The organism is Persicimonas caeni (genome assembly GCF_006517175.1).
Taxonomy (GTDB): domain Bacteria; phylum Myxococcota_A; class Bradymonadia; order Bradymonadales; family Bradymonadaceae; genus Persicimonas; species Persicimonas caeni.
On sequence record NZ_CP041186.1, the window covers coordinates 481,379 to 496,071 of the forward strand.

Annotated in this window: 13 protein-coding genes; 2 read left to right on the plus strand and 11 right to left on the minus strand. The window is 65.7% G+C overall.

All coding sequences use genetic code 11. The features are described 5' to 3' along the window. Window positions 1–37: 37 nt before the first annotated feature. The 9 genes from hypF to FIV42_RS01965 all read right to left on the minus strand — a co-directional run bounded on the left by hypF (window position 38) and on the right by FIV42_RS01965 (window position 8,532). Window positions 38–2,341 carry a carbamoyltransferase HypF gene (gene hypF / locus FIV42_RS01925; RefSeq protein WP_141196034.1) on the minus strand — a complete coding sequence of 768 codons (2,304 nt, stop codon included), beginning with the start codon at window positions 2,339–2,341 and terminating at the stop codon, window positions 38–40. Window positions 2,342–2,343: 2 nt separating this feature from the next. Continuing rightward, window positions 2,344–2,598, minus strand: coding sequence for a hydrogenase/urease maturation nickel metallochaperone HypA (locus FIV42_RS01930; RefSeq protein ID WP_222615359.1), 255 nt, complete (start codon window positions 2,596–2,598; stop codon window positions 2,344–2,346). A gap of 92 nt (window positions 2,599–2,690) precedes the next feature. Continuing rightward, a complete protein-coding gene (locus FIV42_RS01935) occupies window positions 2,691–3,416 on the minus strand; it encodes a hypothetical protein (protein ID WP_141196036.1) in 726 nt (241 codons plus the stop codon). Between the two features lie 28 nt (window positions 3,417–3,444). After that, window positions 3,445–3,939 carry a hydrogenase maturation protease gene (locus FIV42_RS01940; RefSeq protein ID WP_168210328.1) on the minus strand — a complete coding sequence of 165 codons (495 nt, stop codon included), beginning with the start codon at window positions 3,937–3,939 and terminating at the stop codon, window positions 3,445–3,447. Further along, entirely contained in the window at window positions 3,917–5,236 is a 1,320-nt protein-coding gene (locus tag FIV42_RS01945) for a Ni/Fe hydrogenase subunit alpha (protein WP_141196038.1), read from the minus strand. The genes FIV42_RS01940 and FIV42_RS01945 overlap by 23 nt, the downstream gene beginning before the upstream one ends. Before the next feature lie 21 nt (window positions 5,237–5,257). Further along, window positions 5,258–6,061, minus strand: coding sequence for an NADH-quinone oxidoreductase subunit B family protein (locus FIV42_RS01950; RefSeq protein WP_141196039.1), 804 nt, complete (start codon window positions 6,059–6,061; stop codon window positions 5,258–5,260). Continuing rightward, window positions 6,061–6,918 carry an FAD/NAD(P)-binding protein gene (locus tag FIV42_RS01955; RefSeq protein WP_141196040.1) on the minus strand — a complete coding sequence of 286 codons (858 nt, stop codon included), beginning with the start codon at window positions 6,916–6,918 and terminating at the stop codon, window positions 6,061–6,063. Before FIV42_RS01955 ends, FIV42_RS01950 begins: the two co-directional genes overlap by 1 nt. Next, window positions 6,911–7,360 carry a Crp/Fnr family transcriptional regulator gene (locus FIV42_RS01960; RefSeq protein ID WP_141196041.1) on the minus strand — a complete coding sequence of 150 codons (450 nt, stop codon included), beginning with the start codon at window positions 7,358–7,360 and terminating at the stop codon, window positions 6,911–6,913. The genes FIV42_RS01955 and FIV42_RS01960 overlap by 8 nt, the downstream gene beginning before the upstream one ends. Further along, on the minus strand, window positions 7,357–8,532 hold the full coding sequence (locus FIV42_RS01965; protein WP_141196042.1) for a 4Fe-4S dicluster domain-containing protein: 1,176 nt from the start codon (window positions 8,530–8,532) through the stop codon (window positions 7,357–7,359). The genes FIV42_RS01960 and FIV42_RS01965 overlap by 4 nt, the downstream gene beginning before the upstream one ends. A 188-nt stretch (window positions 8,533–8,720) precedes the next feature. On the opposite strand from FIV42_RS01965, the gene FIV42_RS01970 reads away from it, so the two are divergent. Both FIV42_RS01970 and FIV42_RS01975 read left to right on the plus strand, forming a co-directional pair. Then, the gene (locus FIV42_RS01970; protein WP_141196043.1) at window positions 8,721–11,120 is read left to right on the plus strand and encodes an efflux RND transporter permease subunit; all 2,400 of its coding nucleotides are present in this window, start codon (window positions 8,721–8,723) and stop codon (window positions 11,118–11,120) included. A gap of 170 nt (window positions 11,121–11,290) precedes the next feature. Further along, a complete protein-coding gene (locus FIV42_RS01975) occupies window positions 11,291–12,529 on the plus strand; it encodes a multiheme c-type cytochrome (protein WP_168210329.1) in 1,239 nt (412 codons plus the stop codon). Window positions 12,530–12,604: 75 nt separating this feature from the next. On the opposite strand, the gene FIV42_RS01980 is transcribed toward FIV42_RS01975, so the two are convergent. After that, window positions 12,605–13,654 (minus strand): MYXO-CTERM sorting domain-containing protein, encoded by a 1,050-nt coding sequence (locus FIV42_RS01980; RefSeq protein ID WP_141196045.1) that lies wholly within the window; start codon window positions 13,652–13,654, stop codon window positions 12,605–12,607. A 98-nt stretch (window positions 13,655–13,752) separates the two neighbouring features. Further along, on the minus strand, window positions 13,753–14,649 hold the full coding sequence (locus FIV42_RS01985) for a DMT family transporter (protein ID WP_246099091.1): 897 nt from the start codon (window positions 14,647–14,649) through the stop codon (window positions 13,753–13,755). Window positions 14,650–14,693: the final 44 nt, after the last annotated feature.

Here is a 14,693-nt window from a genome sequence, read left to right on the forward strand (position 1 = left end):
TTGGGGGTTTGGGGGTTTCGGGTTTGGGGTCTTGGGGCTACGTGTTTCGAGAGGTGGCGACGATGGCTTGGCCGACGGCGAGTCCGCCGTCGCCAGCGGGGATGCGCTGGGGCCAGTAGACGTCGAAGCCGGCGTCTTGGAGGCGAGACGCCGTCTCGGTGAGGAGCAGACGATTTTGGAAGCAGCCGCCGCCTAGCACGACGCGCTGCAGGTCGTGACGGCGGGCGACGTCGACGACGGCGCGCGCCAGCGTCAGGTGGAAGCCGCGGGCGAGCGCGGCAGGCGACTCGCCGGCGTCGAGGGCGTCGACCATCCGGCGGATGGTGGGCCGCCAGTCGATGCTCTCGCCTTCGAGGGGCGCATCGAAGACCGGCCCCTCGGCGACCGACTCGGCTTCGAATTGCAGCATCATGGCCGCCTCGGCCTCGAAGTCGTTGTGCTGGCACAGCCCGAGGAGCGACGCGACCGCGTCGAAGAGTCGGCCGGCGCTGGTGGTCTCGACGCAGCGAAGGCTGCGCAGCAGCATCGCGGCCAACGTGTCGAGCTCTATGCTGTCGAAGGCGGCGCGGAGCGAACTCACGCGGTCGAGCGGAAGCTCGTCGAACGCCTCCGACAAGACGCCCAGCGCCGAGCGCCGAGGCTCTCGGGCCGCCGCCTCGCCGCCTGGCAACCGAAACGGATACAGGTGCGCGACGCGCTCGAAGTCCGACCGCGAGGCGCGCAGGAACTCACCGCCCCACACGGTTCCGTCGCCGCCGTAACCCGTGCCGTCCCAACTCACGCCGAGGACTTCGCCGTCGATGTCGTGTTCGGCTATCACGGCGGCGACGTGGGCGTGGTGGTGCTGGACTGCGTACGTCTCTGCGCCGCTCTCCTGGGCAACTCGCGTCGACTGATAGTCGGGGTGCATATCGTGGGCGACGACGCTCGGCGCGACGCCCTGCAGCTCGGCGAGGTCGTCGAAGAGCGCCTCGAAAGCCTCGAGCGCCTCGACCGTGTCGAGGTCGCCCACGTGCGGCCCCAAGATAACCTCGCCGTCTCGCGCGAGGGCGACCGCGCTCTTGAGGTGGCCGCCGGCGGCGAGCACGACCTCCGAGGAGTCGACCGTGGTGACGGGCTGGTTCGCGAGGGCCTGTTTCGCGACGACCTGGTTTGCGACGACCTGGGGCGCGTAACCACGGGCGTAGCGAAGCACCTGCGGCGCACCGAGGACGACCTGGACGACCGAGTCTTCGACCGGGCGCGCAATGGGACGGTCGTGGTCGAGAAACCAATCGGCGATGCGGTGCAGTCGCTGCACGGCTTCGGCGCCGTCGGTGCAGATGGGCTCGGAGGCGCGGTTGGCGCTCGTCACCACGACCGGACGCCCGAGGTCCGCGAGCAGAAGATGATGCAACGGCGTGTACGGAAGCATGACGCCGATACGCGGGTTGTCAGGGGCGACTGCCCTCGCAAGCAAGCCTTGCGGGGCGTCGGAGCGACGCTCCAGTAGCACAATGGGTGACCCACTACCCAGCAGCGCTTCGGCCTCGACGCCGCTCACCTCGCAGACTTCGCGGACCATGTCGAGCGACGGACACATCACCGCGAAGGGCTTTTTGCCGCGCTTCTTTCGCTGGCGAAGATTGCCCACCGCCGTCTCGCTCGTCGCGTCGACGACGAGGTGGAATCCGCCCAGGCCTTTGACGGCGACGACGTCGCCTTCGCCGATGGCCTCCTCGGCAGCGCGAAGGGCGGCGTCGCGCTCGGCGAGCACCGCACCCACGGCGTCTCGCCAGTAGAGCTTCGGTCCGCAGGCAGCACAGGCGTTCGGTTGGGCGTGAAAGCGTCGGTCGAGCGGGTCGTCGTACTCGGCCTGACACGCCGCGCACATGTCGAAGCCGCGCATCGTGGTGGTCGCCCGGTCGTACGGAATCTCTTGGATGATGCTAAAGCGCGGGCCGCAGTTCGTGCAGTTTGTGAACGGATAGCGGTAGCGCCGGTCCTGCGAGTCGAAGACCTCCCGGCGGCAGTCCTCGCACGTCGCCAGGTCGGGGAGCACGGACGTCGTCCCGCCCGTGTCGTCGCTGCTTCGGATGACGAAGCCCTCACCCCCCAATGGGTCACAATGGGCGACCGAGACCCCGCTGATATCAGCGTGTGGCGGGTGCTCGCTCCTCAAACGCCGGAGCCCGAGCTCGACGGCGTCCTCCTCGCCCTCGAACTCGACGTCGACGCCCGTCGAGTTGTTGCACACCCATCCGCCGAGGCCCAGGTCGTGAGCGACGCGATAGACAAACGGGCGAAACCCCACGCCCTGCACCGCGCCATCCACGTGGATATGTACGCGCTTGCGGGGCATGGCTAGTCCTGTACCTGAATGGACTCCAAGACAATCTCTTGCGCCAACGGATCGGACTCGTCAGTCATCTCGACGACTTCGAGCTCGGCATCCTCGGCCACGTGGCCCTCGGTCGCCTGCTCGAAGTGCTCGCGGAAGTGCTCGCCGGAGATATGCGCCAGCGCGCCGATGCGCACCTTGACGCCGACCACGCGCGACGCCTCTTCCTGGGCGGCGATAAGCTCGATCTTGCGCAGCAAGTCTCTCAACAGGGTCATTTCGTGCATCGAAGGGTCCTCCCAAAAGGTGCATACAGTCAGAACGACGCTCCAAGACGTTACGCACGGCGGTGGCCGCCGCAAGGACGGGGTCACCACCAGTTTTCGGGCAGGGCGTCGGCGGTAGCCGGCACGTCCTGCGACTCGTCTTCCGGCTTATCGGGCGAGTGGAGCGTCGGCGCGACCGGCGCGAGCATGGCCATCAAGCCGGTGAGCTTGGCGATATAGGCCGACACCTCGTAAGCGTGGTGCGCGCGGACGAAATTGACTCGGAGCGTCCCATCGGCCAGCTCGATCTTGGAGGTCTTGTAGCGGAGCTTGAGCAGCGCCGACTCGATACCCGCACGCCCGAGCACTTCGCGGGCGAGCGACGGATTGTCGGCCTTGATGACGAAGGCATCGTCGAGCGGCGCCGAGCCGACCTCGACATCCTGTGCGCCGAGGAGCTTGGTCACCTTCGAGCCCACGCCCTCCTCGGTGAGCGCGAAGCCGGGGAGTAACTTGTCGGATTTGATGACGTAGGTCGCGTGACCGCTCCCACGCGAGTCGGCCTCGCCGAGCTTGCGGAGCCGATTCCCATGCTTGTCGCGCGCACCGATAGGCTGTCGCTGGTGTCGCCCGAAAACCCGCACCGACACGTCCATGCCGCGATAGGTCCCCGCGACTCCCCTGCCGAGGAACGGCCCGCTCCACTCGAACTCGAGGCCGAGCTCGTCGGCCAGCGGCTGCCATTCGTCGCGGCTGTCTTTGTAGTTCAGCCAAATCCAGCCGATGACGAGCCAGACGGGGATGCTGATTAGGATGAAGAGTTCGAACATGGCGATACCGCAAGTTTACAAAATGGCCTCAAGGCGCCTCGCTCGCGCCACTCCCTACCTCCGAAGCAACCTCGCCGACGACCTCTTCGACCGCCTCTTCAACCGCCCCCGACAAGCCCTCCCCATGCGAAAAATCCGCTCCCTCTATGCCATAGAGTACAAGCCTCGGCGGCAACTCGCCAAGCGCGCGGCCGAGTTCGACTGCCTGCGCCAAGCCAAACGCGTGCGACGAGCATGTGGCGAGCACCTCGTCGGCGAGCTGTTCTTCGAGGAGGTCGACGCGGCGAATCGTTCCAGCTGGTTGGCCCGAGGAGGTGGCGTCGATGACGAGGACTTCTCTGCCCTGCCACAGGTCCATGAGCGACGCGGCTTCTCCGGAGTGCTCGACCAACTCGACGCCGTCGAGAGCTTCGTCGCGAAGCTGGTCGACCACGGCGAGTCCGGCGGCGTCGTCCTTGCGTTGGCGGTTTCCGATGCCGATGACGAGCGTGCTGGTCGCCTCACTCTCCACGAGACTCTCCACGATTGATCTGCAGGTTCAAAAAGTGCGTGGCGCACGAGATACACGGGTCGTAGTTGCGAATCGTCTGCTCGCAGCGCCACTGAAGTTCGTCTGAGCCCATCGCGATATTGCGCTCGACGACGCCGCGCAGGTCGTCTTCGATGGCGTATTGGTTTTGCGAGGTCGGCGGGACGATGCGCGCGTCGGCAATGGTGCCGTCGTCGGCGAGTTCGTAGCGGTGGTAGAGCAAGCCGCGGGGGGCTTCGGTGGCGGCGTAGCCGACGGCGGCGTGCAGCTCGATGTCGGGGGCGGCGTTGTCGGGGGCTTCGTAGGCGTCGAGGATGCGCAGCGCTTCGTCGCAGGCGAACAAAACCTCGACGGCGCGCACGAGGATGCTCTTGTACGGGTTCTTGCAGACCTTCTCGAGGCCGGCGTCGGCGGCCGCCTGTTGGATCCAGTCGGGCAGTCGGTCGCGGTTGAGGTTGTAGCGGGCCATCGGGCCCACAAAGTAGCTACCGTGGCCTTTGTGCACCGAGTAGAGCGCGGTGGAGTGCTCGAGGTGTTGCTCTTCGAAGTGGTCGTCGTAATCGTGCACGCTGATGTCGAGGCCTTGGCTCGAGACGACGCGGCCCTCGTTGAACGGATACTCGTCGGGGTGCGACAAGGAGACGAACTCGATGTCGCGTTCGTAGTCGGGGAAGTCGAGCGTAGCCGCCCACTCGAGGGTCTCTTTGGCGAGCTCGCGGGCCTGTCTCATCGTCTCGGCGAGTTGCCGGAGCTCCTTCGGCCTGGGGAGGCGATAGAAGCCGCCGACACGCACGTTGATGGGGTGGACCTCGCGACCGCCGAGGGTGGAGACGAGCTCGTTGCCCGCCTTCTTGAGCGCCAGGCCTCGCTTGACGACCTCGGGGTGGTCTTTGGCCATCTCGACGGCGCCCGCGTACCCCAGGAAGTCGGGCGCGTGGAGCATGTAAATGTGCAGCGTGTGGCTCTCGATCCACTCGCCGCAGTAGATGAGCCGACGAAGCTCGCGGATGCCCGGCTCGATGTCGACGCCCAGCGCGTCCTCCATCGCGTGCACCGCGCTCATCTGATAGGCGATGGGGCAGATCCCGCAGATACGCGCGGTGATGTCGGGCGCCTCGACGTAGTCGCGTCCGCGCAAAAGCGCCTCGAAGAAGCGCGGCGGCTCGAAGATCTCGAGGCGCACCTCGCCGACGTCGTCGCCGTCCATCTCGACGTAGAGTTTGCCCTCGCCTTCGACGCGGGCGAGGTAGTCGACTTGGATGGTGCGGGTGTTGTTGGTCTCTTTTGGCATGAGATGGGTGGTCGACTTGTGTCAGGGTTCTTGGTTCTTGGTTTTTGGTTCTTGGTCGCTCAGCCGAGTTGTGAAGCTTCGGAATTCGGGGGCCCACGCGTTGAACGTTCGCAACGCGCGGGTGATGTCGCGGTCGTCGCATCCCAACTCTCGCCATTGCTCGGCGAGGGCGACCAGATTCGGGGTCTCCATCGGGCCGTAGCAGCCGTAGCAGCCGCGGTGGTACGAGGGGCAGATGGCCCCGCAGCCGGCGTGGGTGACCGGGCCGAGGCACGGGATGCCCTGGGCGACCATGACGCAGGCGGTGCCGCCGAGCTTGCATTCGACGCAGACGCTGTGATTGGGGATCTGGGGCTTTCGGCCGTGCAAATAAGCGGTGAGCACCTCGACGAGTTGCTTTTTGTTGATGGGGCAGCCCTGCAACTCGAAGTCGACCTCGACGTGGTCGGCGATGGGCGTGGAGGTTGCGAGCGTCGAGATGTAGCCGGGCTCGGCGTAGACGATGTCGAGGTAGTCGCCGACGTCGGCGAAGTTACGAAGCGCCTGCACGCCGCCTTTGGTGGCACAGGCGCCGATGGTCACCAAAAATTTCGACTGGGCGCGCACCTCTTTGATGCGCTCGATGTCGTGGGCGGTGGTCACCGAGCCCTCGACGAGGGAGACGTCGTAGGGGCCTTCGAGTTCGCCGCGGGTCGCCTCTTTGAAGTAGGCGATCTCCAACTGGTCGGCGATGAGCAGGAGCTCGTCTTCGAGGTCGAGCACCGAGAGCTGGCAACCGTCGCAGCTTGCGAATTTCCAGACCGCTAATGTCGGTTTGTGAGTCATCAGATCTCCCGGACATCGAATAGGTGGCTCACCTGGTCGTACGAGAAGACCGCGCCGTCCTTGCACACAAAATAAGGACCGTATTGGCAGTGGCCGCAGTGGCCGGTGGCGCACTTCATGTTGCGCTCCATCGACACGTAGATATCCGGGGCTTGCACGCCACGGTCGAGCAGCTCGCGCACGCTGAACCGGAAGACGACCTCGGGGCCGCAGACCATCGCGACGGCGCCTGCGAGGTCGAAGCCAATGCAGTCGATGAGCTCGGTGACCACGCCGACTTCGCCGCTCCACGGCCGGGTGCCGTCGCGGGTGAGCGCGTCGACGGTGAGCATCACCTCGATGTCGTCGCGGTCGCGAAGCGCCTCGAGCTCGTCGCAATAGAGCATCGTGTCGGGCGAGCGCGCGCCGCAGAGAAGCGCGAGCTGGCCGTAGTCCGAGCGATGGTCGAGCAGGTACTCGAGCGCCGGGCGCAGCGGCGCGAGGCCAATGCCGCCGGCGATGAGGACGACGTCGCGCCCCCGGGCCTCTTCGACGGGCCAGGCGGTGCCGAACGGGCCGCGCACGCCGACGGTATCGCCCACGCCCAAGTCGACCAGAGCGCGGCTCACCGCGCCGACGGCGCGCACGGTGTGCACGACCTTGCCGGGCTCATTCGTGCGGCTGAACGAAATCGGCACCTCGCCCACGCCAAAGGCGTAGAGCATCGTAAATTGGCCGGGGCGCCCACGCACTGCGGCGCCGTCGACCGGCTCGAGTTCGAGCGTGCGCACGTCGGCCATCTCGTCAGTCACGCGCACCACGCGGTGAGCGACGGGGAGCATCGGGTCTTTGTTCGGAACTAAGGTATTGTCAGCCATAGACGTCGAGCAGCTGAAATCGAGTGGCTTGCAGGCGTTTGGCCATCACGGCGCCGAAGCGCTTATAGATCTCGCAGCCGAGCGCCGGGTCGGCGTCGAACTCGGCGCGCACCGCCTGGCCGTCGACGCGCACCGCGGCGCAATCGCGCAGGCAGACGGCGTCGAACTTCCAGAAATGCGGCGGGAAGAGCCACGACACGCCCAACACGTCGCCTTTGGTGATCGTCGTGATGACGTGCGGCCCCGAGGGCGAAGCGACCTCCAGGGCGACGCGGCCGCGGGTGATCACCCAGAAGTCGCGGGCGGGCTCGTCCTGGCGAAAGATGGCGTCGCCCTCGGCGAGCTGGACGCACTCGGCGTGCTTGGCGAGCTTGTCGAGCTGCGCCTCAGTCATGCCGTCGAAGAAGTGCTCGTGGAGCGCGTCGTGGATCTCGGTGCTCATCGGCCGGCCTCGGGTCGCGTGTTCGGTGAAGTGTAGTCCTTGTCGGTGCTCGCGCGGATGGCGGCGGCCTCTTCGGTGATGTCGATGCCCACCGGACACCAGGTGATGCAGCGCCCGCAGCCTACGCACCCGCTCGAGCCGAATTGGTCGTACCAGGTCGACAACTTGTGGGTCATCCACTGGCGATAGCGGCCCTTGTTGGTCCTTCGAACCGACCCGCCGTGCAGGTACGAGAAGTCGAGCGTAAAGCACGAGTCCCAGCGCTGCTCGCGCTTGGCGACCTTGCCGGTCAGGTCGGTAGAGTCCTCGACGGATGTGCAAAAGCAGGTCGGGCAGACGAGCGTGCAATTGGTGCACGTAAGACATCGCTGGGCGACGTCGTCCCAGCGTGGATGCTCCGGGTTGTCCTGCAGCATCTCGCGGATGCCGTCGGTCTCGAGCACACGCCCCATGCTCGCAGCGGTCTGCTCGCAGATTTTGTCGACACGCGTGCGCTCTTCGTCAGTCGCCTGGCGAGTCGGCAGCCGGTCGACGAGCGCCCTGCCCGCCTCGCTGGCCGCTTCGACGACGAAGTGATGCTCGCCGTCTCCGTCACCTCCCAGCACTTCGGTGAGCGCGATATCGAAGCCGGCCTCGGCGCGCGGCCCGGTGCCCATCGACGTGCAGAAGCACGTGCCGCCGGCTTCGGCGCAGTTGACCACCACCACGAAGAGCGAGCTTCGCCGGGCGGCGTAGCGCGGGTCTTCGTAGGCGTCCTGGGTGAGCACGCGGTCGAGCACGCCAATGGCCGACAGGTCGCAGCTCCGCACGCCGACGAACGCGTAGCGCTCGCGGGGCATCGGCGCAGGCTCGAAACGTACCGAGCCGTCGTCTCGTTGCTCGATTTCGACGAGGGTTTGGCGCGGCGGGCGCAAAAATCGCTTCCAAGCGGTCGGTCCGACATTGTAGGCGAACACGGCCTCGTCATCGCGACGCGCGAGCCGGTAGGTCGCCGCCTCCTGCTCGTCGGTCCAGCCGACCGGGAGGTCGTCTTCGCCGTCGATGTGCTCGTAGACAATCGCCTCGTCGCGGATCGTCGGCCCGACGACCTCGAAGCCGTCGCCTGCGAGCACCTCGAAGAGTGCATCGAGGTCAGCGCGAGCCAGGATGTGAGCGGTCGTTTGCGTAGACATGGTCCTCCCGAAGGCGGGGCATCCGAAGCGTAGCGAAACTACACACCCGATTCTCGGCACCAAATGCCCGGCCCTAAAGGCCAACATGCTCAGTCCATCAGTCAACGGAGTTGCCCCAGAGCTTACAATACTCTTGGAGATTCGCACACGACTGATAGAGTGGCGCCGACCTCTGCTGTATAGGTTTTATGAGTTCACTTCTCGACAGACTCGCCGACACGATCGTCGAACACCGCTGGATCGTTCTCGGCATTCTCCTCCTGGTGACCGCCGTCATCGGCGCCGGGTTGCATCGGCTGGAGACGAATTTTTCGGTCGATGAAATCCACGGGCTCTCCGGGGCGCAACAACAAGCGCTCGAAGAGGTGCGCGAGACCTTCGGCGCCGACGAGCGCACTCTGGTCGTGCTAGTGAGCGCCGACGATATCTTTCGACCGGCCGCCCTGGCCTGGATCCGCGAGGCGTCGCGCTCCCTCAAAGACCTCGACGGAATCGCGCGCGTCGAGAGCATCACCGAGACGCCCGTCCCGCAGGTCAAAGACTCGCCGCGCGGCGATAACACGCTCGGCAGCACCGACCCTCCGATCCCTTCTCCTGCGAGCCTCACGCCACCGAGCTTGAAGGAGATGCTCTCGCGCCTCGCCAAGGGTGAAATTCGCGCCGGACCGGTGCTGGGCGACGAGCCCATCGACGCCGCCGGCGCCGAGCGTCTCCAAGATGCGCTCTCCGACGCACCGCTCATTCGCGAGCGCCTCGTCTCGCCCGATGCCGGCTCCACGCTGGTGGTCGCCCAGCTCGACGAGGACGTCGAGAGCAATGCAGACGTCGCCGAGGTCGTCTCCGCGCTGAACGATTGGCTCGCAGAGCACCCGGCGCCCGAAGGCGTCGAAGTACGCCCGGCCGGGCTGCCGTATATCAACGCGACGATCATCGAACGCATGAAGCGCGACCAGACGATCCTGCTCCCGGGCTCGCTGTTGCTCGCCCTGCTCTTGCTCTTCGTGGCGTTTCGCTGGTGGCCGGCCATCTACTTGCCCGTGGTCGCCGTGGTGTGCTCGGCGATCATGATCGTCGGCGCGATGGGGTGGCTTGGGGTGCCTGTCGACATCCTGAACAATATCGTGCCGGTGATGGTCGTCATCATCGGTATCACCGACGCGATTCATCTGGTGCATCGCTACGGCGATTACCTCGACGAAGACCTCGTCGACGCGAGCAAAGATACCTTTCGCTCGATGGCGGTGGCGTGCTTTTTGACCTCGTTCACCACCGCGGTCGGCTTCGTGTCGCTGGTCGTCTCCGAGACGACGGTGCTGCAGCGCTTCGGGCTCGTGGCGGCCGGCGGCGTGGTCTTGGCCTACGTCGTCATCATCACTCTGGTGCCGGCGATGCTCCCGGCGGTGGGCCAGCCGCCCGAACGCGTGCGAAACGCGAATACCTCGGGCAAGCTGAACGCCTTGCTCGAGCGCATGGCCGACATGCACCTTCGCAGGCCGTGGGCGGCGACGGCGGCCTTCTTGGTGCTGGCCGCTCCGGTGGCGATTTACGGGGTGACGCAACTCGAGGTCGACAACGCCGTGCTCGACCAATTCGACCCGAAGGACGAGATCTACCAGACCGTGCGTCGCCTCGAAGCCGAGGGGTTCGGGGTGCGCACGATGGACGTGGTGTTCCGCAGCGCCGAAGACGAGCGGCTGCTGCAGCCCGACTTTCTCAACCGCCTCCACGCGTTCGAAAAGTGGGCCGACGAGCAGCCCGGCGTGCAGCAGACGAGCGGGCCGACCGAGCTGCTCCACGAAATCTGGTACCTGTCGACGGGCAACGAGACCGCCCGCGGGCGCGACTTCACCGACGCGGACACCGTCGATCAGTTGCGGCTCTTGGCGGGGGCGTCGGGGCGAAGTCCGCTGCAGCGCCACCTCTCGTCGGACGGCGAGGTCGCTCGACTCGAGGTGAGCGTCAAAGACGTGGGCGACCAGGCCACGTTGACGTTGGCCGAAGACCTGCGCAACCGCGCCGAGGAGAGCGTCGGTGCGCTCGACGGCGTCGAGGTCGCGGTCACCGGCCGCGCGCTGATCAGTTCGCAGGCCATCGACACCCTGATTCGCGACCTGCTGGCGAGCCTCGCCCTGGCCTTCGTCGTCATCTTCGCGTTCATGTCCCTCGTGTTGCGAAGCGTTCGGCTGGGGCTCGTCAGCCTGCCGGCGACGGTGCTCCCGCTGTTGGTCACAGCCGGATATATGGCGTTTCGAGGCATTCCGCTCAACGCGGCGACCGTGATCATCTTCTCGATCAGCATCGGACTCGCCGTCGACGGCGCGATTCACGTGCTGGCGCGCTTTCGCGAAGAGGCCGGACGAGGCGAAAGTACAGACGAAGCGCTCCGCCATGCCGTCCAAGGCACCGGCGAGGCGGTCATTTTGATGTACGCCGCGCTCATCCTGGGCTTCGCGCTCATGCTGACCAGCTCGTTCGTGCCGGTGCGCCGCTTCGGCGAGCTTGTGAGCATCACCGTGCTCACCTGCTTGTTCTCGACACTCGTGTTGTTGCCGCCGCTGTTGAAGTTCGCGTGGAAGGACGACTCGTAATGTTTCGCCCTAGTGCAACAAGGCGTTGCAACAGGTTGAACCGCGGTCGCACTCGAACACGTCGCGCTCGTCGTAGCGGCATGTGTCGCGTTGGCTCTGAATTTGCACTGTCGCCTTGGCGGAGAAGTAGCTGCCAGCCAGTTTCCAGTGCAGAGAAAGAGCCAGAGATAATGCGATACCTTTCGATCCTGCTGACCGTGGCGGTGTTGTTGTCGAGTGCATGCGACAAAGAAGAGGCCCAGCCCACGGCCGAGCCTACAGCGCCCACCACGGCCGCCCCTACCTCATCCAAGGCCGACGAGACGAGCGAACACGGCTCGCCGCACGCCGGCATCGACATCGACGACCCGCAATCGTGCAAGGGATGTCACGGCACGATCTACGAGGAGTGGACCGAGAGCATGCACAGCCGCGCGCACCACGATAACGACCCGATTTACGGGTCGATGCGCGCGCTGCGCATGAAGAAGCAGGGGGAGCATATCGCCGAGAAGTGCGCCAAGTGCCACAATGCACGCTCGCCCGACCAGCCCGACACTGTGGCGGGCAAGGCGGGTGTGTCGTGCGCGACGTGCCATAACGTGGCCGCCGTCGAGAGCGCGCCCGGCAAGGTCGGCGTCGACGCGCTGACCTGGGAGGAAGGCAACGTGATGCGCTCGAGCCGCGACCTCGAGCCCGGCGCCTCGCCGGTGCACGGGACGGGCAAGGCCTTGCCCGCCATGCAAGATGGCGTCACGTTGTGCATGTCGTGCCATAACGCCACGAAGACGCCCACCGGCGCGCCCGCATGCACGACCGGACCGGAGTTTCGCGAGCACGGCGGTGATGAGACCTGCGTGAGTTGTCATATGCCCGAGGTGGAGGGCCCTGCCGGAGCAGTCGGCCGGCAAGACAAACACGCCAGCCACCAATTCCTTGGCCCACACCGCGCCTGGTACCAGAACGACAAGAGCATCTTGGAGTCGGCGGTGGCGATGTCGGCCGCGTTCGGAGACGACGGGCTGACGGTCACACTCGCCAACAAGAGTGTGCACGGCTTCCCCAGCGGGTTCCCCGGTCGGCTCGCGGTGGTCAAGGTCGTCGGCAAGGACAAGGACGGCGAGGTCGTCTGGCAGAACTTCACCGACAACCCCATGGCGGAGCACCCCGACTCGGTGCTCAACAAGGTGTACCACGACGCCAACGGAAAGCCGGTGCCGGCGCCGTTTTCGAAGAAGATGGTGCGTGATACGCGCCTCGGGCCCGACGAGACCCGCATGGTGACCTACGAGGTGCCCGCCAACGTGGCCTCGGCCGAGATCAAGCTCATTTACCGGCTCTTGCCGCCCAAGCTCGCCAAGTTGCTCGAGATCGACGACCGCGTGGAGGCGACGCCGAAGGTCATCGCGACGACCTCGGCCGAGCGATAAGAATCGGCGACAACAAAAAACGACGCCGGGGCACGAAGCTCCGGCGCCGTTTTTTGTAACGGAAAACTCGAGTGCTCAATCGCGTCGGCGAAGGCCGACGAGGCCCAAGAAGCCGAGCATCAACGCGGCCAGCGCGCCCACCGGGCCGCTGTCGCCGGTGCTCGAGCAGCCCGCGCTCTCGGAGCTTCCGCCGTCCGACGACCCGGCACCGCCGCGGTCGACCGACGAGGAGACCGCCTCGCGCTCCTCGTCCGACGAGCCATCTTGGCTGTAGCCGTCGTCGCTACCAACTGCACCGCCTGCGCCGATCCAACGCTCGATGTCCGGGGGCAAGCAGTACTTGGTCGACTCTGAGCTCGTGCCGGCGTCGGGGCTGCTCGTCTCGCAGTTCATGCCCCCGTCGGGCGTCGAGGTACAGGTTTCGACCGTACCGCCGTCGTCATAGTCCTCGCCGGGAAGCGTGTCGCAGACCATGTCACCGGAGCACTCGCTGTCGGAGGTGCACTCCTGCTCGATGAGCTCGCAGTAGAACTCGCCGGTGCCCGAACACGAGCAATTCTCGTCGTCGGTGCTGCTGCCGGCGTCGACGTATGCGGAGCCGTCACCGTCGGAAGAGCCTCCCGAGCCGGTGCTCCCACCGGTGCTGCATCCACAGACCTCGGACTCCTCACACGTGAAACCCGGGCCGCAGTCAGCGTTGACCTGACACGGCGCGAGGTACGGCGGCACACAATAGCCCTCGGTCTCGGTGGTACAACTCGCATCGGCCTGCGTGCCGGCGTCGCAGTCGGTGCCTTCTTCGCACGTCGCCCAGTCCCCGCCGGAACACGTCTCATAGGTGACCGTCACACACACGAGATCCGGGTCGCAGTCGGCCGCCGAGGTGCACGATTCGGGCGGCGCAGGGACACATTCGCTCCCGGTCGTCGACTCGCAACTCGTGTCGCAGTCCTCGCCCGGCGCGCACGCTCCGGCGCACGGCGCCTCGTAGGTCTCGCACACGAATCCTTCGCCGCAATCGGCGTCGGTCGAACATTCGGTCTCCGCAGACGCGAGCGCCGGCACGCCCAGCGCGACCACCAGTGCGGCCACCGCCAACAAGCCAGATGTCTCGGTACGTTTCAAAGCAATTCTCCTCGAAAGACTTGGGTCAATTTGTGTTCAGCACGACCCAGTATAACGGTGAGGAGATCGCGATGAAAATGTTTTGTAGCGGCGGTAGCTCAGACCATACGAATGAGCGCGACACCGGCGACCATGAGCGCCGCGCCGATCAGCCTGAACAGGATGTTCTTTTCCTTGAAGACGAGCCAGCCCACGACCACGCTCACCAACATGCCGGCGCGCTTGATCGAGACGACGTAGTTGACCAGCGGGGTCGTCTGGATGGCGTGCATCTGGAAGCCGGCCATCGCCCCGGTCAGCAGGCCCGCGCCGGCGAGGCGTACCCATTGGCCACGAAGCTTCTGCAGCGGTTTGTCGACCCGGAGGGCGACCACCGGGGAGAACACGAGGGCAAACCCTACCGACAGCGCGGTCAGGTAGAACGCCGGCGACGACTCGACGACCGTGATCTTCTCGACGGTCGCCGAGATACTCCACAAAGCAGCGACGATGAGCATGAGCACCGCGCCGCGGTTGCGCGCCAGAGAGGTGAGCGGCTCGAAGATGCCGCCCATCCCCTTGCGCACGTTGAGGACGTAAGCGCCCAGCACGATGAGCAAGATCCCCACCAGCCCCAACCCCTGCGGGACCGCGCCGAGCACGACGAATTCGACGCCGAGGATGAACACGGGCGTGAACGCCACCAACGGCATGACCAGCGAGATGTCGGAGAGCTGAATGGAGCGAACGAAGAGCGGCCAAGCGATCAGGTTGACGCCCAGGCTGACCGAAAAGGCGAGCCAAAACTTCGTCGACACCTCGGGCATCCCGCCAACAGCGAGCATGCCCAGGTAGACCGGCAGCGAAAAGAAAAAGATGCCCCAGGCGACCAATTGCTTGTCGGCGTCGGGCAGCACGCCCTTCAGATAAGCGGACTGCACGCCATAGAAAAAGGCGGTCAGCACAGCAGGCAGGAACCAGTTCTCCAACGCCGGATCTCCGTCGACGAGTCGCATGAGCAAACGGTGGACACGAAGATAGCACCTCGTGGTGCAGGTAA

Bases quoted from the DNA above. Each gene is read 5' to 3' on its own strand.
- FIV42_RS01945 (WP_141196038.1), bottom strand. From the start codon at position 5,236: ATGCCAAAAGAGACCAACAACACCCGCACCATCCAAGTCGACTACCTC.
- FIV42_RS01955 (WP_141196040.1), bottom strand. From the start codon at position 6,918: ATGGCTGACAATACCTTAGTTCCGAACAAAGACCCGATGCTCCCCGTC.
- FIV42_RS01950 (WP_141196039.1), bottom strand. From the start codon at position 6,061: ATGACTCACAAACCGACATTAGCGGTCTGGAAATTCGCAAGCTGCGAC.
- hypF (WP_141196034.1), bottom strand. From the start codon at position 2,341: ATGCCCCGCAAGCGCGTACATATCCACGTGGATGGCGCGGTGCAGGGC.
- FIV42_RS01970 (WP_141196043.1), top strand. From the start codon at position 8,721: ATGAGTTCACTTCTCGACAGACTCGCCGACACGATCGTCGAACACCGC.
- FIV42_RS01975 (WP_168210329.1), top strand. From the start codon at position 11,291: ATGCGATACCTTTCGATCCTGCTGACCGTGGCGGTGTTGTTGTCGAGT.
- FIV42_RS01930 (WP_222615359.1), bottom strand. From the start codon at position 2,598: ATGACCCTGTTGAGAGACTTGCTGCGCAAGATCGAGCTTATCGCCGCC.
- FIV42_RS01965 (WP_141196042.1), bottom strand. From the start codon at position 8,532: ATGTCTACGCAAACGACCGCTCACATCCTGGCTCGCGCTGACCTCGAT.
- FIV42_RS01985 (WP_246099091.1), bottom strand. From the start codon at position 14,649: ATGCGACTCGTCGACGGAGATCCGGCGTTGGAGAACTGGTTCCTGCCT.
- FIV42_RS01960 (WP_141196041.1), bottom strand. From the start codon at position 7,360: ATGAGCACCGAGATCCACGACGCGCTCCACGAGCACTTCTTCGACGGC.
- FIV42_RS01935 (WP_141196036.1), bottom strand. From the start codon at position 3,416: ATGTTCGAACTCTTCATCCTAATCAGCATCCCCGTCTGGCTCGTCATC.